A 26,600-nucleotide genomic window follows, 5' to 3' on the forward strand; every position below is an offset into this window, starting at 1 on the left:
GATCACGGAAGACCGTTTCGTACGGTTGTGCACCTTGAAAAATCAATAGTGAGCCAGATCGCCCTGATCGGCGGCTATGCGGCTCGACGACCGCAATGAGCCGCTATTTCCGTCGAGGACTTGTCGACTCGACGATATTCGAATTACCTTCCTCGAGTCGGATCCTCTCCCGAGGTAAAGAACGTGAAACAAATTGCTACCCCGGGTCGCGGGGGGTGGCCCATCGGCTCATACCATTCGACCGTTCTTTACTCGCGCCGTGCTCGGGGGAACGATGCGCCGCGCGAGATTCGGCATACATTTTCGAGGGGACCACCACATGTTCCGTACACCGGGACGGACGGCCACCCGCCTGTCGGCCATGGTCGTGGCGACGGGCCTGGCGGCGGCCGGCGTGATCGGTTTCGCGGGTGCGGCCGGCGCGGAGGGCGCCAAGGGCGTCTATCAGGGCGGCGATGTCGGTGCGGACATCTACCTGCAGGGCAAGACCGACTCGCAGCGCGCGTCGATCCTGAAGCTCCAGGTGGACGGAAAGATCCTCCGCACCTACTGCATCGACTTCCACACCAAGGTGTACGACAAGGCCAAGTACGACGAGGCGAACTGGAAGGAGACCTCCTTCGGGACCAAGGCCGACAAGGCCAAGGTCAAGTGGGTCCTGCTCAACTCCTTCCCGACCGTCGACCTGGCCAACGTTCGTACGACGATCAAGAGCGAGAAGCTGAGCGAAGGTGACGCCGCGGCTGCCACGCAGGCCGCGATCTGGCACTTCACCGACGGCCAGAACCTGGACGAGGGCAAGAACAACGCCGACATCGTCAAGCTGTACAAGTACCTGATCGGCGACGCCAACAAGGGCGACGTCTCCGAACCGCCCGTCTCGCTCTCGCTCAACCCCGGCGAGAAGACCGGCAAGATCACCGACAAGCCCGGCATCGGCCCGTTCGAGGTCAAGACCAATGCCGAGGGCAAGTCGATCAACGCGAAGCTCACCACGGGCGACACCGACGGCAAGCCCGTGCTGGTGGACGCCGACGGCAAGCCGGTCACCAAGGTCGGCAACGGCGACAAGCTCTACGTGAACCCCACGGGCGCCACCAAGGAAGGCAGCCAGACCTTCGAGGTCTCCGGCGAGTCGACCGTGCAGGCCGGTCGGGTCTTCCAGGGCGTCAACGTCAGTGGGACGACCAGCCAGCTGCTGATCGTCGCGGACAAGCAGAAGGTGCAGGCCTCGGACCACGCGGTCGCCAAGTGGGGCAAGCCCGGCAAGGGCCCGCTCCCGGAGATCAACGCCACCAAGGACTGCGTCGACGGTGGCGTGAAGGTCACCGTGAAGAACAACGGTGACGAGTCGTACAAGTTCAAGCTCGACGGCAAGGAAACCACCGTCGAGGCGGGCAAGTCGTACGAGCAGGTCGTGAAGGTCCAGGAGGACCAGGCGTACAAGATCACGATCGTGGGCCCCGACGGCAAGACCGCCAAGGAGTTCACCGGCACCCTCGACTGCAAGACCGCCGGCGCCTCCGAAGGTGTGACCGGCGGCACCACCGGCGGAACCCCGGCCCCGGTGAACCCGAAGGGCCCGGACCTCGCCGAGACCGGTAGCGACGGCAGCAACACCCCCGCGATCCTGGGCGGCGCCGGTGCGCTCGTCCTCGCGGGCGGCGGCCTCGTCTTCTTCATGCGTCGTCGCAAGGGCTCGACCGGCGCCACCGCCTGATAGCAAAACCGCCACACAAAGCACCAACCCCGAGGACCGGGCCCCGCCGCACCCAACCGCGCCGGGGCCCGCCCCCTTGCACCAGCACCGACCCCAGTCCCCAAACCCCGCCGCAGCCCCAAGCCGAGACCGAGAGCCGAACCGATCAGGACCGGCCCGGTGCCGATCGGGTTGCCGCCGGCGCCGGGGCGGGGCCGGTGTTGCGTCGGCATCGGGCATCGGAGCGGTCCAAGCCGCGTACCGGGCCGCGTCGAAGTCTCGACCGCGACCTCGAGCACCGCCGCACCGAGCCACGACAAGCCCGCTCGATCCCGCACACGCGGCACCCGAACCAAGCCGTTCCAGCCCGTCCGGCGCTGGAGCACGAGCGGGCCGCAGGCCGGCCGACCCTCGATGGGCCGCAGGCGGGCGGCAGGTCCGACTCGAAAGAGCCTCGATTCCGCGCCCACCGCGCGGCCCGTGCCTCGATCTCGCGCCCACCGGGCAGGGGCGCACCGGGCGGCCCCGCCGGGGTGCGCGCGGTGGGCCGCCCGGCCCGCGCGGTTCGCGTCCCGCGCCCATCGGGCACCCATGCACGGGCACTGTCCGCCAGACCATAGGCTTGGACGCATGGCTGAGTACATCTACACCATGCGCAAGGCGCGTAAAGCGCACGGCGACAAGGTGATCCTCGACGACGTGACGCTCAGCTTCCTGCCGGGAGCCAAGATCGGCGTCGTCGGCCCGAACGGCGCGGGTAAGTCGACCGTTCTGAAGATCATGGCCGGGCTGGAACAGCCCTCCAACGGCGACGCGTTCCTGTCCCCCGGCTACACCGTCGGAATCCTGCTCCAAGAGCCTCCGCTCGACGAGACCAAGACCGTTCTGGAGAACGTCCAGGACGGCGTCAAGGAGATCAAGGGCAAGCTGGACCGGTTCAACGCCATCGCCGAGGAGATGGCCACGAACTACACCGACGAGCTGATGGCGGAGATGGGCGAGCTGCAGGACCAGCTCGACCACGCGAACGCCTGGGAACTCGACTCGCAGCTCGAACAGGCCATGGACGCGCTGGGCTGCCCGCCCGGCGACTGGCCGATCGTGAACCTCTCCGGTGGCGAAAAGCGCCGCGTGGCGCTGTGCAAGCTGCTCCTCGAAGCCCCCGACCTGCTGCTCCTCGACGAGCCGACCAACCACCTCGACGCGGAGAGCGTCCAGTGGCTGGAACAGCACCTGGAGAAGTACGCGGGCACCGTCGTCGCGGTCACCCACGACCGGTACTTCCTGAACAACGTCGCCCAGTGGATCTGCGAGGTCGACCGCGGTCGCCTCCACCCCTACGAGGGCAACTACTCCACATACCTGGACACCAAGGCCACCCGCCTGAAGGTCGAGGGGCAAAAGGACGCCAAGCGGCAGAAGCGGCTCAAGGACGAACTCGAGTGGGTCCGCTCCAACGCGAAGGGCCGGCAGGCCAAGAGCAAGGCGCGACTGGCCCGCTACGAGGAGATGGCCGCCGAGGCGGACAAGATGCGGAAGCTGGATTTCGAGGAGATCCAGATCCCGCCGGGTCCGCGCCTGGGCAGCGTCGTGATCGAGGTGGAGCACCTCGGCAAGGCGTTCGACGACAAGCTGCTGATGGACGACCTGTCCTTCACGCTGCCGCGCAACGGCATCGTCGGCATCATCGGTCCGAACGGCGCGGGCAAGACCACGCTGTTCAAGATGCTGATCGACGCCGAGACGCCCGACACCGGCAACATCAAGGTCGGCGAGACCGTCAAGGTCTCCTACGTCGACCAGTCGCGCGGTGGCCTGGACCCGAAGAAGAACCTGTGGGAGGTCGTCTCCGACGGCCTGGACTACATCAAGGTCGGCAACGTCGAGGTCCCGTCCCGGGCCTACGTCAGCGCCTTCGGCTTCAAGGGCCCGGACCAGCAGAAGCCCACCGGGGTGCTCTCCGGCGGTGAGCGCAACCGGCTCAACCTGGCGCTGACGCTCAAGCAGGGCGGCAACCTGCTGCTGCTCGACGAACCGACCAACGACCTCGACGTCGAGACCCTGTCCAGCCTGGAGAACGCGCTCCTGGAGTTCCCCGGCTGCGCCGTGGTCGTCTCGCACGACCGCTGGTTCCTGGACCGGGTCGCCACGCACATCCTCGCCTACGAGGGTGACTCGAAGTGGTTCTGGTTCGAGGGCAACTTCGAGTCGTACGAGAAGAACAAGGTCGAGCGCCTGGGCGCCGACGCGGCCCGGCCGCATCGCGCGACCTACAAGAAGCTCAAGCGCAACTGATCCATCCGATCGGTTCGGCGCGGCCGACGGCCTGTCGCATGCCCCCATGCGGCAGGCCGTCGGCGACACCGGGTCGTCCGGTCGGTCGGCAATCACAGAGAAGAGGCTGGGCACGTGGCCAGGCACATCTATCACGCGGCGGTTCGGTGGTCCGACATGGACGCCTACCGGCACGTCAACAATGTGCAGTACCTCCGCTACCTGGAGGAGGCGCGCGTGGACATGATGTTCACCCTCGGGCAGCGCGAGGGGGCCAAGACGCTCTCCGAGGGCGTGGTGATCGCCCGCCACGAAATCGACTACAAACGCCCGCTGGTGTGGCGCGCCGAACCGGTGCGGGTGGAGACCTGGGTGACCCGGATCGGAGCCGCACGGTTCACCCTGGCCTACGAGATCAGGGACGACGAGCAGGTGTACGCCACGGCACTGTCGGTGCTCGTGCCCTATTCGCTGGTCGAGCAGCGTCCCCGGCGGTTGACCGAGGACGAGCGGACCTACCTGGACCGCTTCCTCGAACCGCGGGACGAGTCGGCGGGGCGGTCGGCCCCCGCATGACCGTGCTGCGCCTCGCCGACCCGGCCGCCGCCGCGGACCTGGGCGGCTACCTGAGCCGACTGCTGCGCTACGACCGCGGCGCGGTGGTGCGGATACGGGCCGAGGGGATGGTGCTCGGTACGTTCGGGCATCCGCCGTTCGGCGCCGCCGCCTCGGGCGTGATCACGCTGCGGGCGAGCGAATTGGCCGAACCCGCGACGGTGGACGCGACCGTGTCCGCCGGACAACTCCTCGACGCGATCGCGGACGACGCGCGTGTGCCGCTCCCGACGTCGGTGACCGGTCCGGGGTGGGCCGGCCTGCTGCCGCCGCGCACCGGCTGGGAACACGTCGCCGACCTCGGAGTGCCCGACCTGGCCCGCGAAGTGGCCGCCGGTGTCGCCGAGTTCCGGGCCAGGACCGAGCCGGGCATGCCGCGTGCCGAGTTCGAGCGGGTCGCGGCCGGGATCTGGACCCGACCGATGGCCGGCCGACTGCCGCTGCGTGCCGCGCACGCCGCGCAGTCCTTCGGCTTCCTGGGCCCGCCGGACGCCGACGCCCGGGCCGAGGTGTTGCGCACCGGCGCCTGGCTGCGCCTGGAGGCGCGCTACGGCTCGGTATCGGTCCGGCGCGAGGGCGCCCCGGGCCTGCTTTTCACCCGCTGACCGACCCCGTCCGCCGCCCACACCGACCCCGCCTACGTCGAGCCGCCGATGTCGGCTCGACGGAGGCAGGTTGTGGTCATGCCCGTCGGCGAGGGTGCCGAACGGGGGCCCGCGTCGCGCGGATCGGGGACGTCGTAGCCGGCGTCGACCATTGGCGAGCGATGGAAGGGGCTCGGCCGGATCGCGTCGACGCCCAGGCTGCTGAGGTGCGGCAGGCGGGCGAGGAGCCCGGGCGGATCGCCGGCCCCGCCCCGACTCGCCCGCCGTGGGTCGCGGCGTCAGTCGAGCCGGTTCACCATCGACTGCGCGGCGTAGACCAGGTATTCCCAGAGGGTGTTCTCCTGCTCGGCCGGCAGCGCGATCTCGTCGACCGCCGCGCGCATGTGCCGCAACCACGCGTCGCGCGCCTCCTCGGTCACGGCGAACGGCGCGTGCCGCATCCGCAGCCGCGGATGGCCGCGTTGCTCGCTGTAGGTGCGCGGGCCGCCCCAGTATTGGACGAGGAACATCCGCAGCCGGTCCTCGGCCCCGTCCAGGTCCTCCTCCGGATACATCGGCCGCAGCAGGGGATCCTCGCGCACCCCCTGGTAGAAGCGGTGCACGAGCTTGGCGAACGTCTCCTCGCCGCCCACGGCTTCGTAGAGACTCGGTTCAGGCGCCGGCATCTGGGTCACCGCCCCATCCTCCCAGATGGCCCCGCGAGCCGGAGGCCCCCGGGCAGGGACTAGCGTTCCGCGGCGCGGGCGATGCCCCGGCGCATGCCGCCGAAGACGATGCCGTGGAAGGGGAACACGGCCCACCAGTACGCGTGCCCGAGCAGTCCCCGGGGATGGAAAAGAGCACGCTGGCGGTACTGCGTGGTGCCGTCGCGGTCCGCGACGGTGAACTCCAGCCACGCCAGGCCCGGCAGGCGCATCTCCGCGCGCAGGCGGAGCAGGCGGCCGGGCACCACCTCCTCCACCCGCCAGAAGTCGAGCGAGTCGCCGACCCGGAGCCGCTGCGGATCACGGCGCCCCCGGCGCAGTCCGACCCCGCCCACGATCCGGTCCACGGCGCCGCGCACCGACCAGGCGAGCGGCCACGAGTACCAGCCGTTGGTGCCGCCGATGCCCTCGATCACCCGCCACACCGCCGCCGGGGACGCGGCCGGCTCCGCCTCGCGCACGTCCTCGTACAGCGTGCCGCCCGACCAGTCCGGGTCGGTGGGCAGCGGATCGCTGGGCGCCCCGGCGGTGGCCGCCGAGGACCAGCGGGTGGCCACGTCGGCGTCGCGGATCCGGGTCAGGGCCAGTTCGAGGGCTCGGTCGAAGCCGATCAGGCCCTCCGGCGGATCGGGGACGTAGCGGGCGATGTCGTGCTCGTGGCAGACCACCTCGCTGCGCAGCGACTCCACCAGTGGCCGGGCCAGGGCGCCGGGCACGGGGGTGATCAGGCCCACCCAGTGGCTGGACAACCAGGGCGAGAGCATCGGCACCGGCAGCACCCGGCGGCGGCGCAGACCGGCCGCGGCCGCGTAGCGCTGCATCATGCGCTCGTAGGTGAGCACGTCCGGGCCGCCGATGTCGAAGGCGCGGTTCACGTCCGGGGGCAACGTGGCGCAGCCCACCAGGTAGCGCAGGACGTCGCGAACGGCGATCGGCTGGATTCGGGAGGTGACCCAGCGCGGGGTGACCATCACCGGCAGCCGTTCGGTCAGATAGCGCAGCATCTCGAAGGACGCCGAGCCGGAGCCGATGATCACCGCCGCGCGCAGCACGACGGCCGGCACCGCGCCGGCGAGCAGGATCTCGCCCACCTCGGCACGCGAACGCAGGTGTGGGGAGGAGTCGCGGGCCGAGGAGCCGGCGGCCGGACCCAGGCCGCCGAGGTAGACGAGCCGGCCCACGTCCGCGTCCTCGGCCGCCGCGGTGAACACGCGCGCGCTCTCGCGGTCGGTGTCGGCGAAGCGCGGTCCGCTGCCGAGCGCGTGGATGAGGTAGTAGGCCACGTCCACGCCGTCGAGGGCGCGGCGCACCGCTGCCGGGTCGAGCGCGTCGGCGCGTACGACCTCCACCCGGTCCGCCCAGGGATGGTCGCGCAGCTTGGCCGGGGTCCGGGCCATGCAGCGCACCCGATGGCCGGCGGCGAGCAGTTCGGTCACCAGTCGGCCGCCCAGATAGCCGGTGGATCCGGTGACCAGGCACAGGGGAGCGTTCACCCGACCCAGTCTCGGCGACCCGGCGGCCACAACGACCGAAGACGCGCCACGGGTAGCCCGAATGGTCCCGCACTCCACGCCCCGGGGACGCCCGCGCGCAGGTGGCCGCCGGCGGGGGCGGCGGGCTCGGTCGGCGAGACGCCAGGGACGAGAACCGGCGGCCCCGACCCGAGAGGACCGGGGCCGAGCGGCATCGGCGACACGGGCAGCGGGGTTCACCCACCCGACGGATGGGGCCGGCACGCGGTGTCGGGATCAGGGCGCCCCGGGGGCCTGCGGCGTGGGGGGCGTGGGCGGCGGGTTCACCGGGATCGGGGCGGGCTCGGCCTGCGGCGCCGGGGCGCCCGGGTCCTCGGTGGGGGGCGTGGCACTGGCGATCGGTTCGCTGATGCGGATGCCCGCGTCGTCGAACGCGCGCTTGACCCGCCCGCGCAGCTCGCGCGCGACCGGCAGTTCCTGGCCCGGCATGGTCTTGATCTGCACCTGGAGCACCACCGCGTCGGCCGTCACCGACTCCATCCCGACCACCGTCGCCGAACCCCAGACCCGCTCGTTCCACGGCTCCACGTCGGCCAGCGCCTCGGCGGTGGAGGCGATCACCGCGCGGACCTTGTCGATGTCCTCGTGGTAGCCGACCTGCACGTCCACCTTGGCCGTGCCCCAGCCCTGGCTCTTGTTGCCGATGCGCTTGATCTCGCCGTTGCGGATGTACCAGACGGTGCCGTCCACGTCGCGCAGCTTGGTGATCCGCAGGCCCACCTCGACCACGGTGCCGGTGGCCGGACCGGCGTCGACCAGGTCGCCCACGCCGTACTGGTCCTCCAGGATCATGAACATCCCGGACAGGAAGTCGGTCACGAGGTTGCGCGCGCCGAAGCCGAGCGCGATGCCGGCGATGCCCGCGCTGGCGAGCAGGGGCGCGAGGTTGACCTTGAACTCGCCGAGCACCATCAGCCCGGCGATGCCCAGGATCACGAACGACGCGGTGCTGCGCAGCACCGAGCCCACCGTCTCGGCGCGTTGGCGGCGCCGCTCGGCGTTGAGCAGGAAGCCGGTGACCGGCCGCCCGCTGCTGTCCGTGCCGCTGTTGGCCATCCGGCCGACCAGCTGGGTGATCAGTTTTCGGGTCACCGCCCGCAGGATCAGCGCGACCAGGATGATCACGAGGATCCGGATCGGCGTCACCACGAGTGACTCGCCGTGCCGATCGAACCACGACGACACCTTGCCGTTGCCTGCGGCGGCGTCGAGGGACAACTGGACTCCGGGGACGAGCGCGGACACGTACGAGACCTTTCGGACGACGAGCGGGGGACGATCTCCCCGCGACCGGGGACCCGCGTCCCACAGTAGTCACGAGGCCGAGGGCACTCGTGCGATAGCTCTCCTTCGCGCCTTTCGTCGTGAATCACCGCTATGTCACCGATCCCCGCCTTCGTCGATCCCGTACCCGAGGCCGTGCCCGAGCCCGGCCGGCGCGGAGCCGGGCCCATCCGGATCGAGGCCGGTGTGCGCGGCCAGGAAGGAGAGGGTGTCCACGGTCAGTTCGACCGTGCGGGTGACCGAGCGGGCCGCGTGGCCCACCTCGGCCTCGGCCCGCAGCAGCACCGGGCGCCCGCTCGTGCTCGCGTGTTGCAGGGCCGCGCACATCTTGCGCGCGTGCAGCGGATCCACCCGGCTGTCCCCGTCGAACACGGTGAACAGCACCGCCGGATACGCCACACCCGGGCGCACGTGGTGATAGGGCGAGTAGCCCAGCAGCCAGAGCAGTTCCTCCGCCACGTCGGCGGTGCCGTACTCGTCGGACCACAACCGCCCCAGGCCGAAGCGCTCGTAGCGGACCATGTCGAGCAGCGGCATCGAGCAGGCCACGGCCGCGTACAACTCGGGCCGCTGGGTCAGCGCGGCGCCGACGAGCAGTCCGCCGTTGGAGCCGCCGGACGCGGCGAGCCGGTCGGACGTGGTCCACCCGCGGGCGACCAGGTGCTCCGCGGCGGCGTGGAAGTCGTCGAACACGTGTTGCTTGTGCCCGCGCATGCCCGCTCGATGCCACTGCTCGCCCTCCTCGCCGCCGCCGCGCAGGTTGGCGATCGCGTACACCCCGCCGGCCTCCACCCAGGCGAGTACGCCCGCCGAGTAGGCGGGGCCGAGCGAGATGCCGAAGCCGCCGTACCCGTAGAGCACGGCGGGCCGGGGGCGGTCCGGTTCGGCGGTCGGCGCGATCACGAACATGCGCACCGTGGTGCCGTCGGCCGAGCGGTACGTCTCCTGGCGCACGTGTACGTCGGGCAGCGTCGCGGTGCCGGGCGCGGTGGCCCAGGTGTCGATCGCCCCGGTACGCGCGTCGTAGCGCAACACCGCCGACGGGGCGGTGTAGTCCGACCAGCCGAACCACGCCTCGTGTCCGCCCTCGGGGTGTTCGGCGAGGCCGCCGATGGATCCGGGCGAGCCGCCGGGCAGGCTCGGCCGGCCCAGCAACCGCCCGTCGGCCGGGTCGTACGCGGCCAGTTCGCCCACCGCGTGCCGGGTCCGAGCGACCAGCAGCGTCGGTCGGGGCGCCTGCGGTCCGTCCAGGATCGCGAAGCCCGTCAGTACCGCGTCCGGCTCCTCGGCGATCAGGTCGCGCCAGCCCTCGGGCCCGGGCGCCGCCGGATCGGCCACGCACAGCCGGCCGCGCGGCGCGTCCAGATCGGTGAACACGTACAGCCGTCCGTCGCGGCCCACCCGCACCCCGGTGAGCGCGTCCAGTCCCACGGTCACCGGTCGCAGCACCGGCCGCTCCGGCGGTCCCGCGCGCAGATCGGCCAGCCACAGGTCGTTGCGCGGCGCGGTGCCCGAGAAGGAGGACACGCTCAGCCAACGGCCGTCCCGGCTGACCCCGACGCCGAAGTAGGTGCCCGGATCGGCGCCCGCGCCGAACACCTCCACGTCGTCGGCCGGATCCGTGCCGATCCGGTGCAGGTACACCCGGCGGTGGTGCTGCTCCTCGCCCTCGGGTACCGCCTCCGGCGGCAGTCGGCGCACCAGGTAACACGCCTCGCCGCCGGGGAGCCAGGCGATCGAGGTGTCCCGCATCCGGTCGATCGGGCCCTCGATCCGGGTGCCGTCGGCGACGTCGAGCACGTACAGGCGCGACTCCTCGTCCCCGCCGGTGGAGAGCAGATACGCCAGCCGGTCGCCCTCGTCGGAGGGCACCCACTGGTCGAGCGTGGTGGTGCCGCCCGGGTCGATCGCGATCGGGTCCACCAGCTCCCGCTCGCTCCCGTCCGCCTCGACCACGAACAACACGCCGTGCTCGCGCCCCGGGTCGCGGCGGAGCAGGAAGTGCCGCCCGCCGCGCCAACAGGGCAGCCCCGTCGACCCGGTGGCGAACAGTTCGTCCAGGCGCGCCCGCAGCCGATCGCGTCCGGCCAGATGGTCCACATGGCTGTGGAACCACTCGTCCTGTGCGGCGGACCAGGCGCGGGTGGCCGGCGCGTCCGGGTCCTCCAAGGCGCGATAGGGATCCGGCACGGGGCGACCGAACAGCACGTCGACCGTGTCGCCACGGGCGGCGGCGGGGGCGAGGGGGATCTCGTGGGGGGCGTGTTCCGCGGGCTGCACAGAGCGCGTCATGGGCGCACCCTAGACGCCCACGCCCATCGCGCGTTCGCACGCTGCGCACGGTCACCGATCCAACACGAGCGGCCACTCGTGCAGGTGAACGCTGTGTGACCTTGTCGATTCCTGGTAGCGCGTGGGGTATCCCGCCATGGACACTGGAGGCCGATCGTCCCCGGCGCGAGCCACGCGCTGTCGGCGTCACAGGGAGGCATACGTGCCGCATTCGCTGGTCCTCAACGCGTCGTACGAGCCCCTGTGCGTGGTGCCCGTTCGCCGCGCACTGATTCTCGTGCTGAACGACAAGGCAATGTGCCTGGAAGAGACAGGCACCATCCTGCACAGCGCCACCACCGAGATTCCCGTACCCAGTGTCATCAGGCTGACCCGTTTTGTCCGAATCCCCTTTCGGGGCCAGGTCCCGCTCACCCGCCGCGCGCTGTTCGCCCGCGACGGAGGGCGTTGTGTCTACTGCGGAAGCGCCGCCACCAGCGTCGACCACGTCGTCCCCCGCAGCCGCGGTGGCCGGCACACGTGGGACAACGTGGTCTCGGCGTGTCGTCGCTGCAATCACGTCAAGAGCGACCGCTACATCGCCGAACTGGGCTGGCGAATGCCGCGCCCACCATCCCAACCCACCGGCCTGGCGTGGCGGATCCTCGGTACCGGGTTCCGCGATCCACGCTGGGAGCCCTACCTGGCGCCGTACGGTGCGCAGGAAGCGGGCTTCGACCATTTCGACCAGGTCGCGAGCGCCTAGACGGCGGCGGATTTCCCCAGGGGAGCCCGTCGCCGTTCGCGTTTCGGCAGGGTGCCGCGTTGCGCGAACACTCTGCGCTTCGACGGGTTCCCCGCCGCGTTTCGACGTGTCCCCGCGCCGCGGTCGGGTTTCGACACACCCGCTCGCGTCCGCGGCGAACACGCCGACAGCCGGGCCGTTCGGGTGCGATGCTCGCGGGCATGGAGGAACCACGCGTATCGCAGTTGTCCCCCGAATTGGTCCGGCTCGCCTCCGCGTTCGGGGTGGCCACGGAGTACGAGGGGTGGCGCGGCGAGGCCGTGTACGCCGCCCCCGCGACGGTGATAGCGGTGCTCGGCGCACTCGGGGTGGACGCGTCGACGCCCGAGGCGGCCCGGGCCGCGCTGGCGGCCCAGGACGAGGCGCGCCGGACCCGGCTGCTGCCTCCGGTGCTGGTGCTGCGGGCGGGCCGCGCGGCCGGCTTCACGGTCAATGTGCCGGTGGGACACCGGGTCGAGTTGTGGATCGAACTGGAGGACGGCGGGATCCGGCGCGACGTCGGTCCCGGCCCGGGGCCCGGCCCGGGGGGTGACCCGATCGGGGCCCACCGCATCCCCTCCGACCTGCCGCTGGGCTGGCACACCCTGCACGCGCGCTGCTCGCCCGCGCCGGAGGAGTCGTTGGGCTCGGGTGGCGTGGCGAGTGCGGACGGCGAGGGGGTGTACGCGTCGTGTGCGATCGCGATCACCCCGGCCGTGCTGCCCGTGCCGGCGGAGCGGTCGTGGGGCTACATGGTCCAGCTCTACTCGCTGCCCTCGCGCCGCTCGTGGGGCATCGGCGACCTGGCCGACCTGGCCGACCTGGCCACCTGGTCGGCGCGTGCGCAGGGGGCCGGGTTCGTACTGGTCAACCCGCTGCACGCGGCTTCGCCGGTGCTGCCGGTGGAGGCCTCGCCGTATCTGCCGGTGAGCCGTCGCTTTCCGGATCCGATGTACGTGCGGGTCGAGGCCGTGCCCGAGTTCGCGTATCTGAGCCCGGTCGAGCGGGCCGTCGCCGAGGAGTTGCGGGCCTCGGCGGGCGACGGGTCGGACGGCGCGGATCGACTGGACCGGGACGCGGTCCGCACGGCCAAGCGGGCCGCCCTCGCGCTGGTCCACAAGGTGCCGCGGAGTCTGGGGCGCGACGCCGACTACCGGGCGTTCATCGCGCGTGAGGGCCAGTGGCTGACCGACTTCGCCACCTGGTGTGCGCTGGTCGAGGAGTACGGCCCGACCTGGCGCGACTGGCCCGAGGAACTGCACGACCCGGACTCGGCCGAGGTCGCCGCGGCGCGCGAACGGCTGGCCGGGACGGTCGACTTCCACCGCTGGACCCAGTGGGTGCTGGCCGATCAGCTGCGCGCCGCGCAGGAGGCCGCGACCCGGGCGGGCATGCCGGTGGGCGTGGTGCACGACCTCGCGGTGGGCGTGCACCCCGACGGGGCTGACGCGTGGGTGCTCGGCTCGACCCGGGGCGGCGGGGTGCTGGCGCTCGGGGCGACGGGCGGGGCGCCGCCGGACGCGATGAACCAGATCGGGCAGGACTGGAACCAGCCGCCCTGGCATCCGCAGCGGTTGGCCGAGGCCGGCTATGCGCCGTACCGGGAACTGCTGCGCGCGGTTTTTCGGCACGCGGGCGCGGTGCGGGTGGACCACGTGCTCGGGCTGTTCCGGTTCTGGTGGGTGCCGAAGGGCAACAGCCCCGCCGAGGGCGCCTATGTGCGCTACGACCACGAGGCCATGGTCGGCATCCTGGCCCTGGAGGCGCATCGCGCGGGCGCGGTGGTGATCGGCGAGGACCTGGGCACGGTGGAGCCGTGGGTGCGCACCTATCTCGCCGAGCGCGGGATCCTGGGCACCTCGGTGTTGTGGTTCGAGCGCGACGACAAGGGCCGGCCGCTGCCGCCCGAGCAGTGGCGGGCGAGTTCGCTGGCGACGGTGACCACGCACGATCTGCCGCCCACCGCGGCCCGGCTGGCGGGGGAGCACATCGACCTGTGGGAGCGGCTGCACCTGTTGGTGCGGGACGTGGAGGTGGAGCGGGCCGAGGATCTGGCCGACCGCGAGCAGTGGCTCGAACTGCTGCGCCGGCGCGGGTATCTGCGGCCGGGCGCGGGCGAGCGGGAGACGGTCGAGGCGCTGCATCGGCTGCTCGCGGCCGCGCCGTGCCGGCTGCTGGGGGTGTGGCTGCCGGACGGGGTGGGCGATCGGCGGCCGCAGAACCTGCCGGGCACCTCGACCGAGTATCCGAACTGGCTGCTGCCGGTCGCCGACGGCGAGGGGCGGCGGGTCTGTCTGGAGGACCTGCCGGTGGATCCGCGCGCGGTGTCGTTGGCGCGGGCGCTGCGGGGTCGCTAGCGCGCGGGCGGGAGCGTCGCGGCCGCGCACGTGCGGAAGCCGCCGAGTGGGCGTGGGCCCGGTCGGCGGCTTCGGCGGAGGGTCAGCGCTTCTTTTTGATGATGTCCGGGAGCATCACGAGGCCCGCGATGAGTACGAACGCCAGGATCGGGATGCCGACGAAGACGGCCAGCGTCGTGCCGAGGCCCATGCTTGCGCCCGGGTCGTCGCCGTCGTCGCGGATGTTCGCGAAGGCGGGCGCCGAGATCAGCGACATGAGCGTGACAACGGCCGACACGGCCCCGGCGCGAAGTGCATTCCTGTTCACCACGGGGGTTACGCTACCTGGCCGGTGCGGTGGGGTGCGCACCGGGTTGACCCTTTCGGGGTGGGCCGACCTCCGGTCCGGTGGCCTCAAACGCCGGCCGGGCTACTTGGCCTCAAGCGCCGGCTGGGCTGATTGGCCTCAAACGCCGGCCGGGCTATTTGGCCTCATGCGCCGGCCGGGCTGAGTGGCCTCAAACGCCGGCCGGGCTATTTGGCCTCATGCGCCGGCCGGGCTGAGTGGGCTCGAGCGTCGCTTGGGGCTGGATGGGCTTGAGCGTTGGTTGGGTTGCTTGGCCTCGAGCGCCGGCCGGGCTGGGTGGGCTCATGCGCCGGCCGGGCTGAGTGGGCTCGAGCGTCGGTTGGGTTGCTTGGCCTCGAGCGCCGGCCGGGCTGAGTGGGCTCAAGCGTCGGTTGGGCTCGGTGGGCTCGAGTGTTGGTCGGGTTGCTTGGCCTTATGCGCCGGCCGGGCTGAGTGGCCCTAAGCGTCGGCCGGGCTGAGTGGCCCCAGGCGCCGGCCGGGCTGAGTGGGCTCAAGCGCCGGCCGGGCTGGGTGGGGTTGAGTGTTGGTTGGGTTGTTTGGGGTCAAGTGCCGGGCGGGCTGAGTGGGGGGCCTGGTGGCTGGTGGGGTGGGTTTGGGTTGGTGGGTCTTGGGGTGGGGCGAGTTGTTTGGGGGTGTCTTTGGGGGTTAGTGGGTGTCTCGGGATTGGGCTCGGAGGCTTCGGGCTACGCCGTCTCGGCTTTCCAGGACCAGGCGGCGGAGGCCGGCCGGGTGGTCTGCGCCGGCCAGCCAGGCGTCCGTGCGGTTGAGGGTGTCTTCGGTGACCTGGAGGGTCGGGTAGAGGCCGATGACGATTTGTTGGGCGATTTCGTTGGTGCGGGTGGCCCAGACGTCGGCGATCGCGTCGAAGTAGCGTTCCGTGTACGTGGCGAGCAGGTCCCGTTGGGCGGGCTGGACGAAGCCGCCGATCACCGCTGCCTGGGTGGCGTTCGGGAGGGTGTCGGATTCGACCACCGCCGCCCATGCCGCGTCCTTGGCTTCGGCGGTCGGGCGGGCCGCGCGGGCCGCTTCCGCGTAGCGCCGGCCGGCCGCGGTGGAGTCGCGCTCCAGTTCGGCCAGTACGTCGGCCTCGCTCGCCCCGCCGGTCGCCGACAGCCGCAGCAGCAGCGTCCAGCGCAGGTCCGCGTCGATCGCCAGGCCCTCGACCGTCTCGGTGCCGTCGAGCAGGCCGCGCAGGATCGCCAGGTGGTCCGGTCGCGCGGCCACCGTCGCCAGGCAGCGGGTCCAGGCCAACTGGTGGTCGCTGCCCGGCTCGGCCGCCCGCAGGAACCGCTCGGCCGCGACCGCGAGTTCGGCCAACGAGCGCTCGCGACGCGCCGGGTCGACGTAGAGCTCCAATGCGCTGGTGACCTGGCGCTGGAGCGACTGGACGATGTTGATGTCCCGCTCGCTGCCCGCGCCGGCCAGCACCAGCTTGAGGTAGTCGCTCGCCGCCATCTCCGCGTCGCGGGTCATGTCCCATGCCGCGGCCCAGCACAACGCGCGCGGCAGCGGCTCGACGAACTCGCCGATCGCCTCGGTGACGCAGGCCAGCGACTGCTCGTCGAGCCGGATCTTGGTGTAGGTCAGGTCGTCGTCGTTGAGCAGCACCACGTCCGGCCGGACGCGCCCGACCAGTTCCGCGACCTCGGTGCGCGCGCCGGCGATGTCCAGCTCCAGCCGGTGGGTGCGCACCAGGCCCGCGTCGGTGCGGTCGTAGAAGCCGATCGCGATGCGGTGCGAGCGCAGCGTCGGCCACGCCTCCGGAGCCTCCTGGAGCACCGCGAAGGAGGTGATCACGCCGTCCGGGCCGAGCGAGATCTCGGGCCGCAGCGTGTTCACGCCCGCGGTCTCCAACCACTCGCGCGACCACGCCTTCAGGTCCCGGCCGGAGGTCTCCTCCAGCGCGCCGAGCAGGTCGGCCAACCGGCTGTTGCCCCACGCGTGCTTCTTGAAGTAGGCCCGCACACCGGCGAAGAAGTTCTCGCTGCCGACGTAGGCGACCAACTGCTTGAGCACCGAGGCGCCCTTGGCGTAGGTGATGCCGTCGAAGTTGACCTCGACGTCCTCCAGGTCCCGGATGTCGGCGAAGATCGGGTGGGTGGACGGCAGTTGGTCCTGCCGGTAGGCCCACGTCTTCATCTTGTTGCCGAACGTGGCCCACGCGTGCGACCAGCGGGTCACCTCGGCCTGGCAGCGCACCGACGCGTAGGTGGCGAACGACTCGTTCAGCCACAGGTCGTCCCACCACTGCATGGTGACCAGGTCGCCGAACCACATGTGCGCCAGCTCGTGCAGGATGGTCTCGGCCCGCGTCTCGTAGGACGCGTCGGTGACCTTGGAGCGGAAGACGTAGTCCTCCAGGATCGTCACGCAGCCCGCGTTCTCCATCGCGCCCGCGTTGTACTCCGGCACGAAGAGCTGGTCGTACTTCGCGAACGGGTACGGGAAGTCGAACTGCTTCAGGAAGTAGTCGAAGCCCTGCTTGGTGACGTCGAAGATGGCGTCCGCGTCCAGGTGCGGCGCGAGCGAGGCGCGGCAGTACACGCCGAGCGGCACCACCGTGCCGTCGGCGGCGGTGTAGGCGTCGTGGACCGCGTGGTAGTGGCCCGCGACCAGTGCGGTGATGTAGGTGGAGATCCGGGGGGTCGGCTCGAACGCCCACACCGAGGCGCCGTCGGCGCCCGCCGTCGGCTCGGGGGTGGGCGAGCAGGAGACCACCTCCCAGTCGCTCGGCGCGGTGATGGTGAACGCGAACGTGGCCTTGAGGTCGGGCTGTTCGAAGTTGGCGAACACCCGGCGGGCGTCGGCCACCTCGAACTGGGTGTAGAGGTAGGTCTTCCCGTCGACCGGGTCGACGAAGCGGTGCAGGCCCTCGCCGGTGTTCATGTAGGCGCAGGACGCCACCACACGCAGCTCGTTGCTCTCGGCCAGGTCGGCGAGCGCGATCCGGCTGTCCGCGAACACGGCGTCGACGTCGAGCGCCTTGCCGTTGAGGGTGATCTCCCGCACCTCGGGGGCGATCAGATCGACGAAGGTCGCCGCGCCGGGCTCGGTACACCCGAACCGCACCACGGTCGTGGACGGGAACGTCGCCCCGGTGCCGGTCAGGTCGAGGGTGACGTCGTAGGAGTCGACGGTGAGGATCCGGGCCCGCTCGCGGGCCTCGTCACGCGTCAGGTTGGTACCGGGCACGCTGCGCTCCTTGTGGGATGGGCGCCGCCGGGATGGCGGCCGACGGACCGGGCCCCGCCGCGGTCGGCGGCGGGGTCCGGGAGGACTTCAGTTGCGCCGGTCGCGCCCGCGCGCTCGGAGGGCGCGGGCCACGTCGTCGCGGCATTCCAGGACCAGGCGGCGCAGGGCCGGCACCGGTTCGGCGGCGGCCAGCCACTCGTCGGTGCGGCGCAGCGTGTCGGGGTCGATCCGGCCCGACGGGTACAGGCCGACCACGATGCGCCGCGCGATCTCGATCGAGCGGTCCCGCCAGACCGGGGTCAGGGCGGCGAAGTAGCGGTCGACGTACGGGTCGGTCAGCTCCTCCTGGCCGGCGGTGGCGAAGCCGGCGATCACCGCGCCGAGCGTGGCGTTGGGCAGTTCGTCGCTGTCGACCGCCAGGTGCCAGGCCTCGGCCTTGGCCTCGGCGGTGGGCCGTGCGGCGCGGCACTCGATCGCGTGCCGCCGGCCCGCGGCGGTGCCGTCGCGCCCGAGTTCGGCGGCGATCTCGGGTTCGTCGGCGGCGCCGCCCGCGCACAGCGCGCGCAACATGGCCCAGCGCAGCTCGGTGTCCATGGCCAGCCCGGGGACCTCCTGCCCGCCGGACAACAGCTCGCGCAGGAAGGCGAGTTCGTCGGGCGTCGCGGAGGCCGAGGCCAGGCAGCGGGCCCAGGCCAACTGGTGGTCGCCGCCGGCCGGCGCGGCCCGCAGCTCCTCGGCGGCGCCGGTCGCGAGCCGGTGCAGCGCCTCGGCCCGCAACGCCGGATCGGTGTAGTGGTCCAGGCCGGTCTTGACCTGGGTGTGCAGCTTCTGCACCACGCCCACGTCGCTTTCCCGGCCGGCGTGCCGCAGCACCAGGTCCAGGTAGTCGCGGGCGGACAGCTCGCCGTCGCGGGTCATGTCCCACGCCGCGCCCCAGCACAGCGCGCGGGCCAGCGAGGAGTCGATCGTGCCGAGCGAGTCGAGCAGGGTCCGCCACGACTCGGGGTCGAAGCGCACCTTCGCGTAGGTGAGGTCGTCGTCGTTGAGCAGGATCAGCGGGGCGCGGACGCGGCCGACCAGCGCCGGTACCTCGGTGCGCGCGCCCACCACGTCCACCTCGACCCGGGCGACGCGCTCGGCGCCGTCGTACAGGCCGATCGCGATCCGGTGCGGGCGCAGCGTCGGGAAGCCCGGCGCGGCCTCCTGGAGCACGGCGAAGGAGGTGATCACCCCGTCGGCGTCGGTCTCGATCGCCGGCCGCAGCGTATTGACGCCGGAGGTCTCCAGCCAGTCCGCCGACCAGGACTTCAGGTCCCGGCCGGAGGTCTCCTCCAGGGCGGTGAGGAAGTCGGCGAGGGTGGTGTTGCCCCAGGCGTGCGTGCGGAAGTAGGACCGGGCGCCCGCGAAGAACTCGTCCTCGCCGACGTAGGCGACCAGCTGCTTGAGCACCGAGGCGCCCTTGGCGTAGGTGATCCCGTCGAAGTTGAGCTTGGCGTCCTCCAGGTCGTTGATCACCGCCACGATCGGGTGGGTGGTGGGCAACTGGTCCTGGCGGTACGCCCAGTCCTTGCGGCGGGCGGCGAAGCTGGTCCAGGCGTCGGTCCAGCGGGTCGCCGCGCCCTGCGCGTAGGAGCCCATGAAGTCCGCGAAGGACTCCTTCAGCCACAGGTCGTCCCACCAGCGCGGGGTGACCAGGTCGCCGAACCACATGTGCGCCATCTCGTGCAGGAGCACGTTGGCGCGGCCCTCGTACGCGGAGTCGGTGACCTTGGAGCGGAAGACGTATTCCTCGGTGAAGGTGACCGCGCCCGGGTTCTCCATCGCGCCGAGGTTGTACTCGGGCACGAAGAGCTGGTCGTACTTCCCGAACGGGTAGGGGAAGCCGAACCGGTCGTGGAACAGGTCCAGGCCCTGCTTGGTGACCGCGAAGATCTCCTCGTGGTCGAACGACTCGGCCAGCGACGCGCGGCAGAAGCCGCCGAGCGGGACGACCAGGCCGGCCTCGCTCGTGTAGCTGTCGAAGACCGCGTGGTACGGACCGGCGACTATCGCGGTCAGGTAGGTGGAGATCCGCGGCGTGGGGGCGAAGTCCCAGCGGGCCACCCCGTCGCGGACCGGCTCCGGGGTGGGGGTGGTCGAGTTCGACACCACCCGCCAGTCGGCCGGGGCGGTGATCGAGAACCGGAACGAGGCCTTGAGGTCGGGCTGCTCGAAGTTGGCGAACACCCGGCGCGAGTCGGCCGGTTCGTACTGGGTGTAGAGGTAGACGCGATCGTCGACCGGGTCGACGAAGCGGTGCAGACCCTCGCCGGTGCGGCTGTAGGCGCACGAGGCGAGTACGCGCAGTTCGTTGGCGCCCTCGACGAGGTCGGTCAGCAGTACGCGGGTGCCGTCGAAGACCTCGGCGGGATCGAGTACCCGGCCGTTGAGCACGACCTCGTGTACTTCCGGGGCGAGCAGGTCCACGAACGTGGCCGCACCCGCCTCTCGGCATCCGAAACGGAGCACCGTCTCGGAGTGGAACGTCTCCGTGCTGTCGGTGCTGACGTCGAGCCTGACGTCGTAGTCCTCGACGCTCAGGATCCGGGCCCGCTCGCGGGCCTCCTCGCGGGTCAGATTCCTGCCGGGCACTGGATCACTCCCTGGTTGGCTGCGGTCCCGGCGATCCTTTCACGGCGCGGGCGCGCCTGTCGGCCCGGTTGTTCGGGAATGGCGGGTCGCGGTCGCCGGTTGCACAGGCGACGCCCGCCATGCGGTCGTCGGTATGTCCGAACCGCGCTCGTCGTCGGCCGGGCGTACCGCATCGCGAACCGGGCGGAACCGGACGCAACTTTGCCCGACCGGATATCAGGACCGAGAGGAACTCCGCAGTGACCACCAAGGACAACGGCTCCCCCCGCGACGTCGCGCACTTCTGGTTCGACCCGCTGTGTCCGTGGGCGTGGATGACGTCGCGCTGGATGCTCGAGGTGGAGAAGATCCGCCCCGTGGACGTGCGGTGGCACGTGATGAGCCTGTCGGTGCTCAACAGCGGTCGGGAGGACATACCCGAGGCGTACAAGGAGATGCTGGAGCGCGGCTGGGGGCCGGTGCGGGTGTGCATCGCCGCCGAGCAGCGGTTCGGCAACGAGGTACTGCTGCCGCTGTACACGGCGCTCGGCACCCGTCGGCACCCGGGCGGCGAGGAGTTCTCGCGCGAGATGATCGAGGCGGCGCTGACCGAGGCCGGGCTGCCCACCGATCTCGCCGACGCGGCCGACTCGACCGAGTACGACGAGGCGCTGATCAAGTCGCACCACGACGGCATGGACCGGGTGGGCATGGACGTCGGCACCCCGGTGATCAGCGTCAACGGCGTTTCCTTCTTCGGCCCGGTGGTGACCCCGGCGCCCAAGGGCGAGGACGCGGGCCGGCTGTGGGACGGTGTGGTGCTGGTCGCGGGCACCCCCGGATTCTTCGAGATCAAGCGCTCCCGGGACCAGGGGCCGATCTTCGACTGACGATCCGGCCGGGCCGGGATCGGCGGTTCGCACCGGCCGCCGGCGGTTTCGACTGACCGGATGAAACCCGTCGATTCCGGCTCGCCATCGACTACAAAGTAAACAAAGCTAATTAATCTGGATAAATGACGGCTCCGGAACGCCAGAGCAGCGTGATCCACACCTCCCGAACCGGGCGGCCGGATCCGCGCACACCCAACGGCAACGCCCCCTACGCGTCCCGCATGCCCCGGTGGCGCGATCGTGCGCTGGCCCTGGGGCTGCGCGCGCTGGTTCCGCTGTGGCGGTTGGTGGGGCTGCGGACCGGCGCCGCCTCGCTGCGGCACTACCTGCTCGGCCGCGGCGCGCCGTTCGTGATCGACCCGGCCCAGCCGCTGCGGGCCAAGCCGTTTCGCCGCGCGGCGCTCACCCACTTCGAGGAGTGGTGGGCGCTCGCGGCGATCCGGTGGCACGACAGCGAGGGCACGGAGAGCGTCTTCGAGACCACCACGCACTGGCACGGGGTGCTCATCCGACGCGCGGACGACACGGACTGGTGGCTGGCGATGCGCGGTCTGCAGTACCGGATCACCGGCCGGATCGAGGTGCTGCCCGGGACGACCGCGCTCCCCGGCTCGCCGGTGTTGCCCGACGTGCGGCTTGTATACCGGGTCGAGGTGTACAAGGACTGGGGCTTCGACAAGGACAAGGACGAGTACGGGATGTCGTTCACCCCGCTCGCCCACCTGCACGAGGTGGGCCTTGCCCGGGAGTTCCCGGTCACCGGACACAGCGGCGAACTGGTGTGGACCTCGAACGGGCCGACGGGCTGACCGGCGCCCGCCCGCTCGGGCCGGTCGCGGCACCGCTCGGGCCGGCGCTGGGGATCGCATCCGCGTCGCCGTACGCTCGAGGGAGGTCACCAGCGGCGAACGGCGAGGAGTCCGGCGGCATGAGCAAGGCTTACGACACCATCTACATCGACGGCGCGTGGACGGCGCCTTCGTCCACCGAGACCATCGACGTCGTCGACCCCAACACCGAACAGGTCGTGGCGACGGTGCCGCAGTGCACACCCGCCGACGTGGACCTTGCCGTGGCCGCGGCCCGGCGGGCCTTCCCCGGCTGGGCCGCGACCGCCCCGGCCGAGCGGGCCGCGTTGTTGACCAAGGCCCGGGACCTGCTCGCGGAGCGCACGGACGCGATGGCCGAGGTGATCACCGCGGACATGGGCGCGCCGGCCTGGCTGGCCTCGCGGGTGCAGGTCGGCCTGCCGCTGACGGTGCTCGCGAGCTACATCGCGCTCGCCGAGGAGTTCCCGTGGGAGGAGCACGCCGGGACCTCGCTGGTGGTGCGCGAACCGGTCGGCGTGGTCGGCGCGATCACGCCGTGGAACTACCCGCTGCACCAGATCACCAACAAGCTCGCCCCGGCGCTGATCGCGGGCTGCACCGTGGTGGTCAAGGCCAGCGAGGTGGCGCCGCAGGCCGCGCACCTGTTCTTCGAGATCCTGCACGACGCGGGTTTCCCGCCGGGTGTGGTGAACCTGGTCTCCGGCACCGGTCCGGTGGTGGGCGAGGCGATCGCGGCGCACCCGGACGTGGACATGGTCTCGTTCACCGGCTCGACCCGGGCCGGCACCCGGGTGTCGGAGTTGGCGTCGGCGACGGTCAAGCGGGTCGCGCTCGAACTCGGCGGCAAGTCCGCCAATGTGATCCTGCCGGGCGCCGATCTGGACAAGGCGGTCCGGGCGGGCGTCGACGGCGCGTACCGCAACAGCGGCCAGACGTGCAGCGCGCTGACCCGGATGCTGGTGCACCGCGACGACCTGCCGCGCGCGGTCGAGGTGGCCACCGCCGCCGCCGAGGCGTCGGCGCAGCGGCTCGGCCCGCTGGTCAACGCGACCCAGTTCGAGCGGGTGCGCGGCTACATCGCCAAGGGACTGGCGGAGGGGGCGACGCTGGCCACGGGCGGTGCGGAACTGCCCGAGGGGGTCGAGGTCGGCTACCACGTGCGGCCCACCGTGTTCACCGACGTGACCCCGGAGATGACCATCGCGCGCGAGGAGATCTTCGGGCCGGTGTTGTCGATCATGGCCTACGACACCGAGGAGGAGGCCGAGCGGATCGCCAACGACACCCCGTACGGCCTGTCCGGCGCGGTGTGGGCGCCGACCCGGGAGGCGGCGGTGGCGTTCGCCCGCCGGCTGCGTACCGGGCAGGTGGAGATCAACGGCGGCGCGTTCAACCCGATCGCGCCGTTCGGCGGGTACAAGCAGTCGGGCAACGGGCGTGAGCTGGGGCGCCACGGGCTCGAGGAGTACCTGGAGGTCAAGGCGCTGCAGTTCTGAGCCGCCGCACCGCTGGTGGTCGTTCGGTGGTGTTCGACAAAGTGCGGATCCGTACGTTGTCGGGCACCACTGTGACCGCTCGATGTCCGATTGGTTAAGTTCACAGGGTCCCGCAACACAAGAGTGTGGAGTCCGCTGTGAGCACTGCCCTTCTCGACACGCGCCGCCCCGTTCTGGCCGACCTCGTCCCGGCCCGCGCCTTTCGCGGCGCGGCCGTCCGTGACGCCGCGCTGGTCGTCGGCGCGTCCGCGTTCGTCGGCCTCGCCGCCCAGATCTCCGTCCCGGTGCCCGGCTCGCCGGTGCCGGTGACCGGCCAGACCTTCGCCGTCCTGCTCGCCGGCAGCGCGCTCGGCGCCTGGCGCGGGCTCGCCGCGATGGTGCTCTACCTGGGCCTGGGCGCGGCCGGGATGCCCTGGTTCGCGGAGGGCACCTCCGGGACCGGTTTCCCGACCCTGGGCTACGTGTTCGGCATGGTGCTCGCGGCGACCGCGGCCGGCTTCCTGGCCCAGCGCGGCACCGACCGCAGCCCGCTGCGCACCGCGGGCACGATGCTCCTGGGCAACGCGGTGATCTACGCGGCGGGCCTCACCTACCTCGCGCACGACCTGGGCATCTCGATGTCCCAGGCGTACGAGATCGGCATGCGCAACTACCTCTTCGGCGACGCGGTCAAGATCGCGCTGGCGATGGCGCTGCTGCCCAGCGCCTGGAAGCTGGTCGGCCGGCGCGGCTGACGCCTCGTCACTCGTTTCGGACGCCCGGCGCCGGACGTCGGGCGCCGGACGCCGAAAGCGCGGACCCCGTTTTCCCACAGGGGAGAACGGGGTCCGGTTTTCTTTGGCGCAGCACGCCCGAGGACGCCTAACCTCGTGTCATGAGACCGGGGGCAAACAAGCGCATCGCCGTCAGCGGGACCATCGTCGCCTTCCTCCTGGTGGCCGGTCTGGGCAACCAGTGGGTCTTCAAGGAGGCGTGGAAGGAGAGCAGCGACCACGACAAGTGGTACACCACGCTGTTGCGCATCGTCAGCTATCCGCTGTGGATCGTGGATCGGGACGACCTGGGCGACGATTTCGGCTTCGCCTTCACCACCCGCTACGTCACCGCCGGATTCGTCGGCTTCGCGCTGCTGCTCGTGGCGGTCGCTGCGGTGCTCGCGCTCGGTGCGCGGGGTCTGGGCGAACGGTCCGGCGGGTTCGCCGCGTTCGTCGTCGGCTGGTTCTCGCTGGTGTTCGGCGGCGCCGTGAACGGACTGACCGTGGTCGCCATCGCCAACGACGACGAGGTGACCATTTCCGAGGGCTCCGGCTTCGATCGGGTCATGGCCAACGCGCAGGCCGGGGCCTACTTCGGCGTCCTCCTCGGGTGGCTGGTCGGCCTGGCGGCGGTGGCCGTCTACCGGTCGGCGGTGAGCCACGGGCCGCCCGCCTCGCCGCTGTCGCCGGGCGGATACGGCCCGCCCTTCGGCTACGGCGCCCCACCCGCCTCCGGCCACCCCGGCTACGGCGCACCCTCCCCCTACGACGCGCCGACCACCATCCGCCCGGCCGGGCCGCCGCCCACCGCGCCGCCGCGGCCGACCGGTGCGCCGGACACACCACCCGGTGGATACCGGCCCTGACGGGACGTTCGGGACCGGGCCTGAGAGACTGCGCCCCATGCGCGTTTACCTCGGCTCCGACCATGCCGGCTACGACCTCAAGCAGCACCTCATCGCGTGGCTCGACGCCAACGGCCACGAGGCCGTCGACTGCGGCCCGGCCGTCCAGGCCGACTCCTACGACTACCCCGTGTACTGTCTGCGCGCCGGCGAGCGCGTCGCGGCCGACCCCGGCAGCCTGGGCGTGGTCCTCGGCGGCTCCGGCAACGGCGAGGCGATCGCGGCGAACAAGGTCAAGGGGGTGCGCTGCGCCCTGGTGTGGAGCGAGGAGACCGCGTCGCTGGCGCGCGAGCACAACAACGCGAACGTGATCTCGATGGGCGCGCGCATGCACACCCCGGACGACGCGACCAGGTTCCTCGAGGTCTTCGTGAACACCCCGTACAGCGAGGCCGAGCGGCACACCCGCCGGATCTCCATGCTGACCAAGTACGAGAACACCGGCGAGCTGCCGGCCCTGCCGTAGCCCGCACCCCGCTCAGCCGCACCTCCCGCCGCCCCCGATCGGTCCGCCCGGTCGGGGGCGGCCGCGTGTCGGTGCGGGTCGGTAGCGTGGAGGGCGACACACCGCCCGTGTCCCCACCCGTCGCAGCGCTGGAGGCCGCGTGCCCGAGGGCCACACCATTCACCGTCTCGCCGCCGAGCACCTGGAGCGCTTCGGCGAGGTGCCGCTGCGGCTGAGCAGTCCGCAGGGGCGCTTCGCGGAGAGCGCCGCGCTGCTCGACGGGGAGCGTCTGGTGGATACCGACGCGCACGGGAAGCACCTGTTCCTGGAGTTCCCCGGCGAGCGCTTCGTGCACGTGCACCTGGGCCTCTACGGACAGTTCTCCTTCGGCGAGGGCGAGAAGTTGCCGGAGCCGGTCGGCCAGGTCCGGCTGCGGATGGCCGCGAAGGTGCCCGGTGGGGCGAGTTGGGCGGATCTGCGCGGGCCGACCGCGTGCCGGCTCCTGGAGCGGGCCGAGAAGGACGCGGTACACGCCCGGCTCGGCCCCGATCCGCTGCGCGACGACGCCGACCCCGCCGCGGCCTGGCGGCGGATCGAGCGCAGCGCGAAGCCGATCGGCGCGCTGCTGATGGAGCAGGACGTGCTCGCGGGTGTGGGCAACGTCTACCGCGCCGAGGTGCTGTTCCGCTTCGGGGTGGATCCCAAGCTGCCGGGCAAACGGCTGGCGCGGGCCACCTGGGACGCGATGTGGGCCGACCTGGTGGCGCTGATGCACGAGGGCGTGCGGCTGGGCCGGATCGACACGGTGCGGCCCGAGCACACCCCCGAGGCGATGGGTCGCGAGCCGCGCAAGGACGACCACGGCGGCGAGGTGTACGTATACCGGCGCACCGACGCCCCCTGCCTGATCTGTGAAACCCCGGTGCGGACCGCCGAGTTGGTCGGGCGGAATCTGTTCTGGTGTCCCACCTGCCAGCCGTCGGCGTAACCTCCGGTTGGTTCC

At 71.6% G+C, this 26,600-nt stretch carries 20 protein-coding genes and 1 pseudogene; 13 read left to right on the plus strand and 8 right to left on the minus strand.

Going from position 1 to position 26,600, the window contains the following annotated elements; translation table 11 throughout:
* The first annotated feature begins 319 nt into the window (after nt 1-319).
* The 4 genes from B4N89_RS19930 (at nt 320) to B4N89_RS19945 (ending at nt 5,193) form a co-directional block, all read left to right on the plus strand.
* Nucleotides 320-1,720, plus strand: coding sequence for a Cys-Gln thioester bond-forming surface protein (locus B4N89_RS19930; RefSeq protein ID WP_161500762.1), 1,401 nt, complete (start codon nt 320-322; stop codon nt 1,718-1,720).
* A gap of 609 nt (nt 1,721-2,329) precedes the next feature.
* The gene (gene ettA, locus B4N89_RS19935; RefSeq protein ID WP_078977204.1) at nt 2,330-3,994 is read left to right on the plus strand and encodes an energy-dependent translational throttle protein EttA; all 1,665 of its coding nucleotides are present in this window, start codon (nt 2,330-2,332) and stop codon (nt 3,992-3,994) included.
* Nucleotides 3,995-4,108: 114 nt separating this feature from the next.
* Complete coding sequence (locus B4N89_RS19940; RefSeq protein WP_078977205.1) at nt 4,109-4,549, plus strand: acyl-CoA thioesterase; 441 nt, start codon at nt 4,109-4,111, stop codon at nt 4,547-4,549.
* The gene (locus B4N89_RS19945; RefSeq protein WP_078977206.1) at nt 4,546-5,193 is read left to right on the plus strand and encodes a hypothetical protein; all 648 of its coding nucleotides are present in this window, start codon (nt 4,546-4,548) and stop codon (nt 5,191-5,193) included. The genes B4N89_RS19940 and B4N89_RS19945 overlap by 4 nt, the downstream gene beginning before the upstream one ends.
* Nucleotides 5,194-5,225: 32 nt before the next feature.
* Here B4N89_RS19945 and B4N89_RS48700 read toward each other — a convergent pair.
* From B4N89_RS48700 to B4N89_RS19965, 5 genes and pseudogenes are all read right to left on the minus strand, one after another.
* Nucleotides 5,226-5,423 (minus strand): annotated as a pseudogene (locus B4N89_RS48700) (alpha-amylase family glycosyl hydrolase); the annotation flags it as partial.
* 48 nt (nt 5,424-5,471) lie between these two features.
* On the minus strand, nt 5,472-5,858 hold the full coding sequence (locus tag B4N89_RS19950) for a globin (RefSeq protein ID WP_078979477.1): 387 nt from the start codon (nt 5,856-5,858) through the stop codon (nt 5,472-5,474).
* A gap of 59 nt (nt 5,859-5,917) precedes the next feature.
* Nucleotides 5,918-7,390 carry an SDR family oxidoreductase gene (locus B4N89_RS19955; RefSeq protein ID WP_078977207.1) on the minus strand — a complete coding sequence of 491 codons (1,473 nt, stop codon included), beginning with the start codon at nt 7,388-7,390 and terminating at the stop codon, nt 5,918-5,920.
* Nucleotides 7,391-7,645: 255 nt separating this feature from the next.
* A complete protein-coding gene (locus B4N89_RS19960) occupies nt 7,646-8,674 on the minus strand; it encodes a mechanosensitive ion channel family protein (RefSeq protein WP_078977208.1) in 1,029 nt (342 codons plus the stop codon).
* A gap of 135 nt (nt 8,675-8,809) precedes the next feature.
* Nucleotides 8,810-11,005: a prolyl oligopeptidase family serine peptidase gene (locus B4N89_RS19965; RefSeq protein WP_078977209.1), complete on the minus strand. Its 2,196-nt coding sequence runs from the start codon at nt 11,003-11,005 to the stop codon at nt 8,810-8,812.
* Nucleotides 11,006-11,207: 202 nt separating this feature from the next.
* On the opposite strand from B4N89_RS19965, the gene B4N89_RS19970 reads away from it, so the two are divergent.
* Together B4N89_RS19970 and malQ are read left to right on the plus strand one after the other, a co-directional pair.
* Complete coding sequence (locus B4N89_RS19970; RefSeq protein WP_078977210.1) at nt 11,208-11,750, plus strand: HNH endonuclease; 543 nt, start codon at nt 11,208-11,210, stop codon at nt 11,748-11,750.
* Between the two features lie 200 nt (nt 11,751-11,950).
* Nucleotides 11,951-14,125 carry a 4-alpha-glucanotransferase gene (gene malQ, locus B4N89_RS19975; protein WP_235618701.1) on the plus strand — a complete coding sequence of 725 codons (2,175 nt, stop codon included), beginning with the start codon at nt 11,951-11,953 and terminating at the stop codon, nt 14,123-14,125.
* Nucleotides 14,126-14,207: 82 nt separating this feature from the next.
* Here the strand turns inward: malQ and B4N89_RS19980 are convergent, their stop codons facing one another.
* From B4N89_RS19980 to pepN (B4N89_RS19990), 3 genes are all read right to left on the minus strand, one after another.
* Nucleotides 14,208-14,435 carry a hypothetical protein gene (locus B4N89_RS19980; RefSeq protein ID WP_078977212.1) on the minus strand — a complete coding sequence of 76 codons (228 nt, stop codon included), beginning with the start codon at nt 14,433-14,435 and terminating at the stop codon, nt 14,208-14,210.
* A gap of 681 nt (nt 14,436-15,116) precedes the next feature.
* Entirely contained in the window at nt 15,117-17,663 is a 2,547-nt protein-coding gene (gene pepN, locus B4N89_RS19985; RefSeq protein WP_078977213.1) for an aminopeptidase N, read from the minus strand.
* Nucleotides 17,664-17,750: 87 nt separating this feature from the next.
* Nucleotides 17,751-20,294 carry an aminopeptidase N gene (gene pepN, locus B4N89_RS19990; RefSeq protein WP_078977214.1) on the minus strand — a complete coding sequence of 848 codons (2,544 nt, stop codon included), beginning with the start codon at nt 20,292-20,294 and terminating at the stop codon, nt 17,751-17,753.
* Nucleotides 20,295-20,533: 239 nt separating this feature from the next.
* Here pepN (B4N89_RS19990) and B4N89_RS19995 point away from each other — a divergent pair, with 239 nt between their 5' ends.
* The 7 genes from B4N89_RS19995 to B4N89_RS20025 all read left to right on the plus strand — a co-directional run bounded on the left by B4N89_RS19995 (nt 20,534) and on the right by B4N89_RS20025 (nt 26,585).
* Nucleotides 20,534-21,163 carry a disulfide bond formation protein DsbA gene (locus tag B4N89_RS19995; protein WP_201260868.1) on the plus strand — a complete coding sequence of 210 codons (630 nt, stop codon included), beginning with the start codon at nt 20,534-20,536 and terminating at the stop codon, nt 21,161-21,163.
* A gap of 125 nt (nt 21,164-21,288) precedes the next feature.
* Nucleotides 21,289-21,975 (plus strand): hypothetical protein, encoded by a 687-nt coding sequence (locus B4N89_RS20000; RefSeq protein WP_078977215.1) that lies wholly within the window; start codon nt 21,289-21,291, stop codon nt 21,973-21,975.
* A 119-nt stretch (nt 21,976-22,094) separates the two neighbouring features.
* Nucleotides 22,095-23,492 carry an aldehyde dehydrogenase family protein gene (locus B4N89_RS20005; RefSeq protein WP_078979479.1) on the plus strand — a complete coding sequence of 466 codons (1,398 nt, stop codon included), beginning with the start codon at nt 22,095-22,097 and terminating at the stop codon, nt 23,490-23,492.
* Between the two features lie 137 nt (nt 23,493-23,629).
* The gene (locus tag B4N89_RS20010; RefSeq protein ID WP_078979480.1) at nt 23,630-24,226 is read left to right on the plus strand and encodes a biotin transporter BioY; all 597 of its coding nucleotides are present in this window, start codon (nt 23,630-23,632) and stop codon (nt 24,224-24,226) included.
* A gap of 140 nt (nt 24,227-24,366) precedes the next feature.
* A complete protein-coding gene (locus tag B4N89_RS20015; protein WP_078977216.1) occupies nt 24,367-25,113 on the plus strand; it encodes a hypothetical protein in 747 nt (248 codons plus the stop codon).
* Nucleotides 25,114-25,150: 37 nt separating this feature from the next.
* On the plus strand, nt 25,151-25,618 hold the full coding sequence (locus tag B4N89_RS20020) for a ribose-5-phosphate isomerase (protein ID WP_078977217.1): 468 nt from the start codon (nt 25,151-25,153) through the stop codon (nt 25,616-25,618).
* A 139-nt stretch (nt 25,619-25,757) separates the two neighbouring features.
* Entirely contained in the window at nt 25,758-26,585 is an 828-nt protein-coding gene (locus B4N89_RS20025; protein ID WP_078977218.1) for an Fpg/Nei family DNA glycosylase, read from the plus strand.
* The last annotated feature ends 15 nt before the right edge of the window (nt 26,586-26,600 follow it).

The sequence above is a fragment of the Embleya scabrispora genome, from assembly GCF_002024165.1.
GTDB classification, from domain to species: Bacteria; Actinomycetota; Actinomycetes; order Streptomycetales; family Streptomycetaceae; genus Embleya; species Embleya scabrispora_A.

What these genes read in the sequence shown, in the direction of transcription:
- B4N89_RS19930 (WP_161500762.1), top strand. Translation starts at nt 320, where the DNA reads ATGTTCCGTACACCGGGACGGACGGCCACCCGCCTGTCGGCCATGGTC.
- ettA (WP_078977204.1), top strand. Translation starts at nt 2,330, where the DNA reads ATGGCTGAGTACATCTACACCATGCGCAAGGCGCGTAAAGCGCACGGC.
- B4N89_RS19945 (WP_078977206.1), top strand. Translation starts at nt 4,546, where the DNA reads ATGACCGTGCTGCGCCTCGCCGACCCGGCCGCCGCCGCGGACCTGGGC.
- B4N89_RS19950 (WP_078979477.1), bottom strand. Translation starts at nt 5,858, where the DNA reads ATGCCGGCGCCTGAACCGAGTCTCTACGAAGCCGTGGGCGGCGAGGAG.
- B4N89_RS19965 (WP_078977209.1), bottom strand. Translation starts at nt 11,005, where the DNA reads ATGACGCGCTCTGTGCAGCCCGCGGAACACGCCCCCCACGAGATCCCC.
- malQ (WP_235618701.1), top strand. Translation starts at nt 11,951, where the DNA reads ATGGAGGAACCACGCGTATCGCAGTTGTCCCCCGAATTGGTCCGGCTC.
- B4N89_RS20000 (WP_078977215.1), top strand. Translation starts at nt 21,289, where the DNA reads ATGACGGCTCCGGAACGCCAGAGCAGCGTGATCCACACCTCCCGAACC.
- B4N89_RS20005 (WP_078979479.1), top strand. Translation starts at nt 22,095, where the DNA reads ATGAGCAAGGCTTACGACACCATCTACATCGACGGCGCGTGGACGGCG.
- B4N89_RS20015 (WP_078977216.1), top strand. Translation starts at nt 24,367, where the DNA reads ATGAGACCGGGGGCAAACAAGCGCATCGCCGTCAGCGGGACCATCGTC.
- B4N89_RS20020 (WP_078977217.1), top strand. Translation starts at nt 25,151, where the DNA reads ATGCGCGTTTACCTCGGCTCCGACCATGCCGGCTACGACCTCAAGCAG.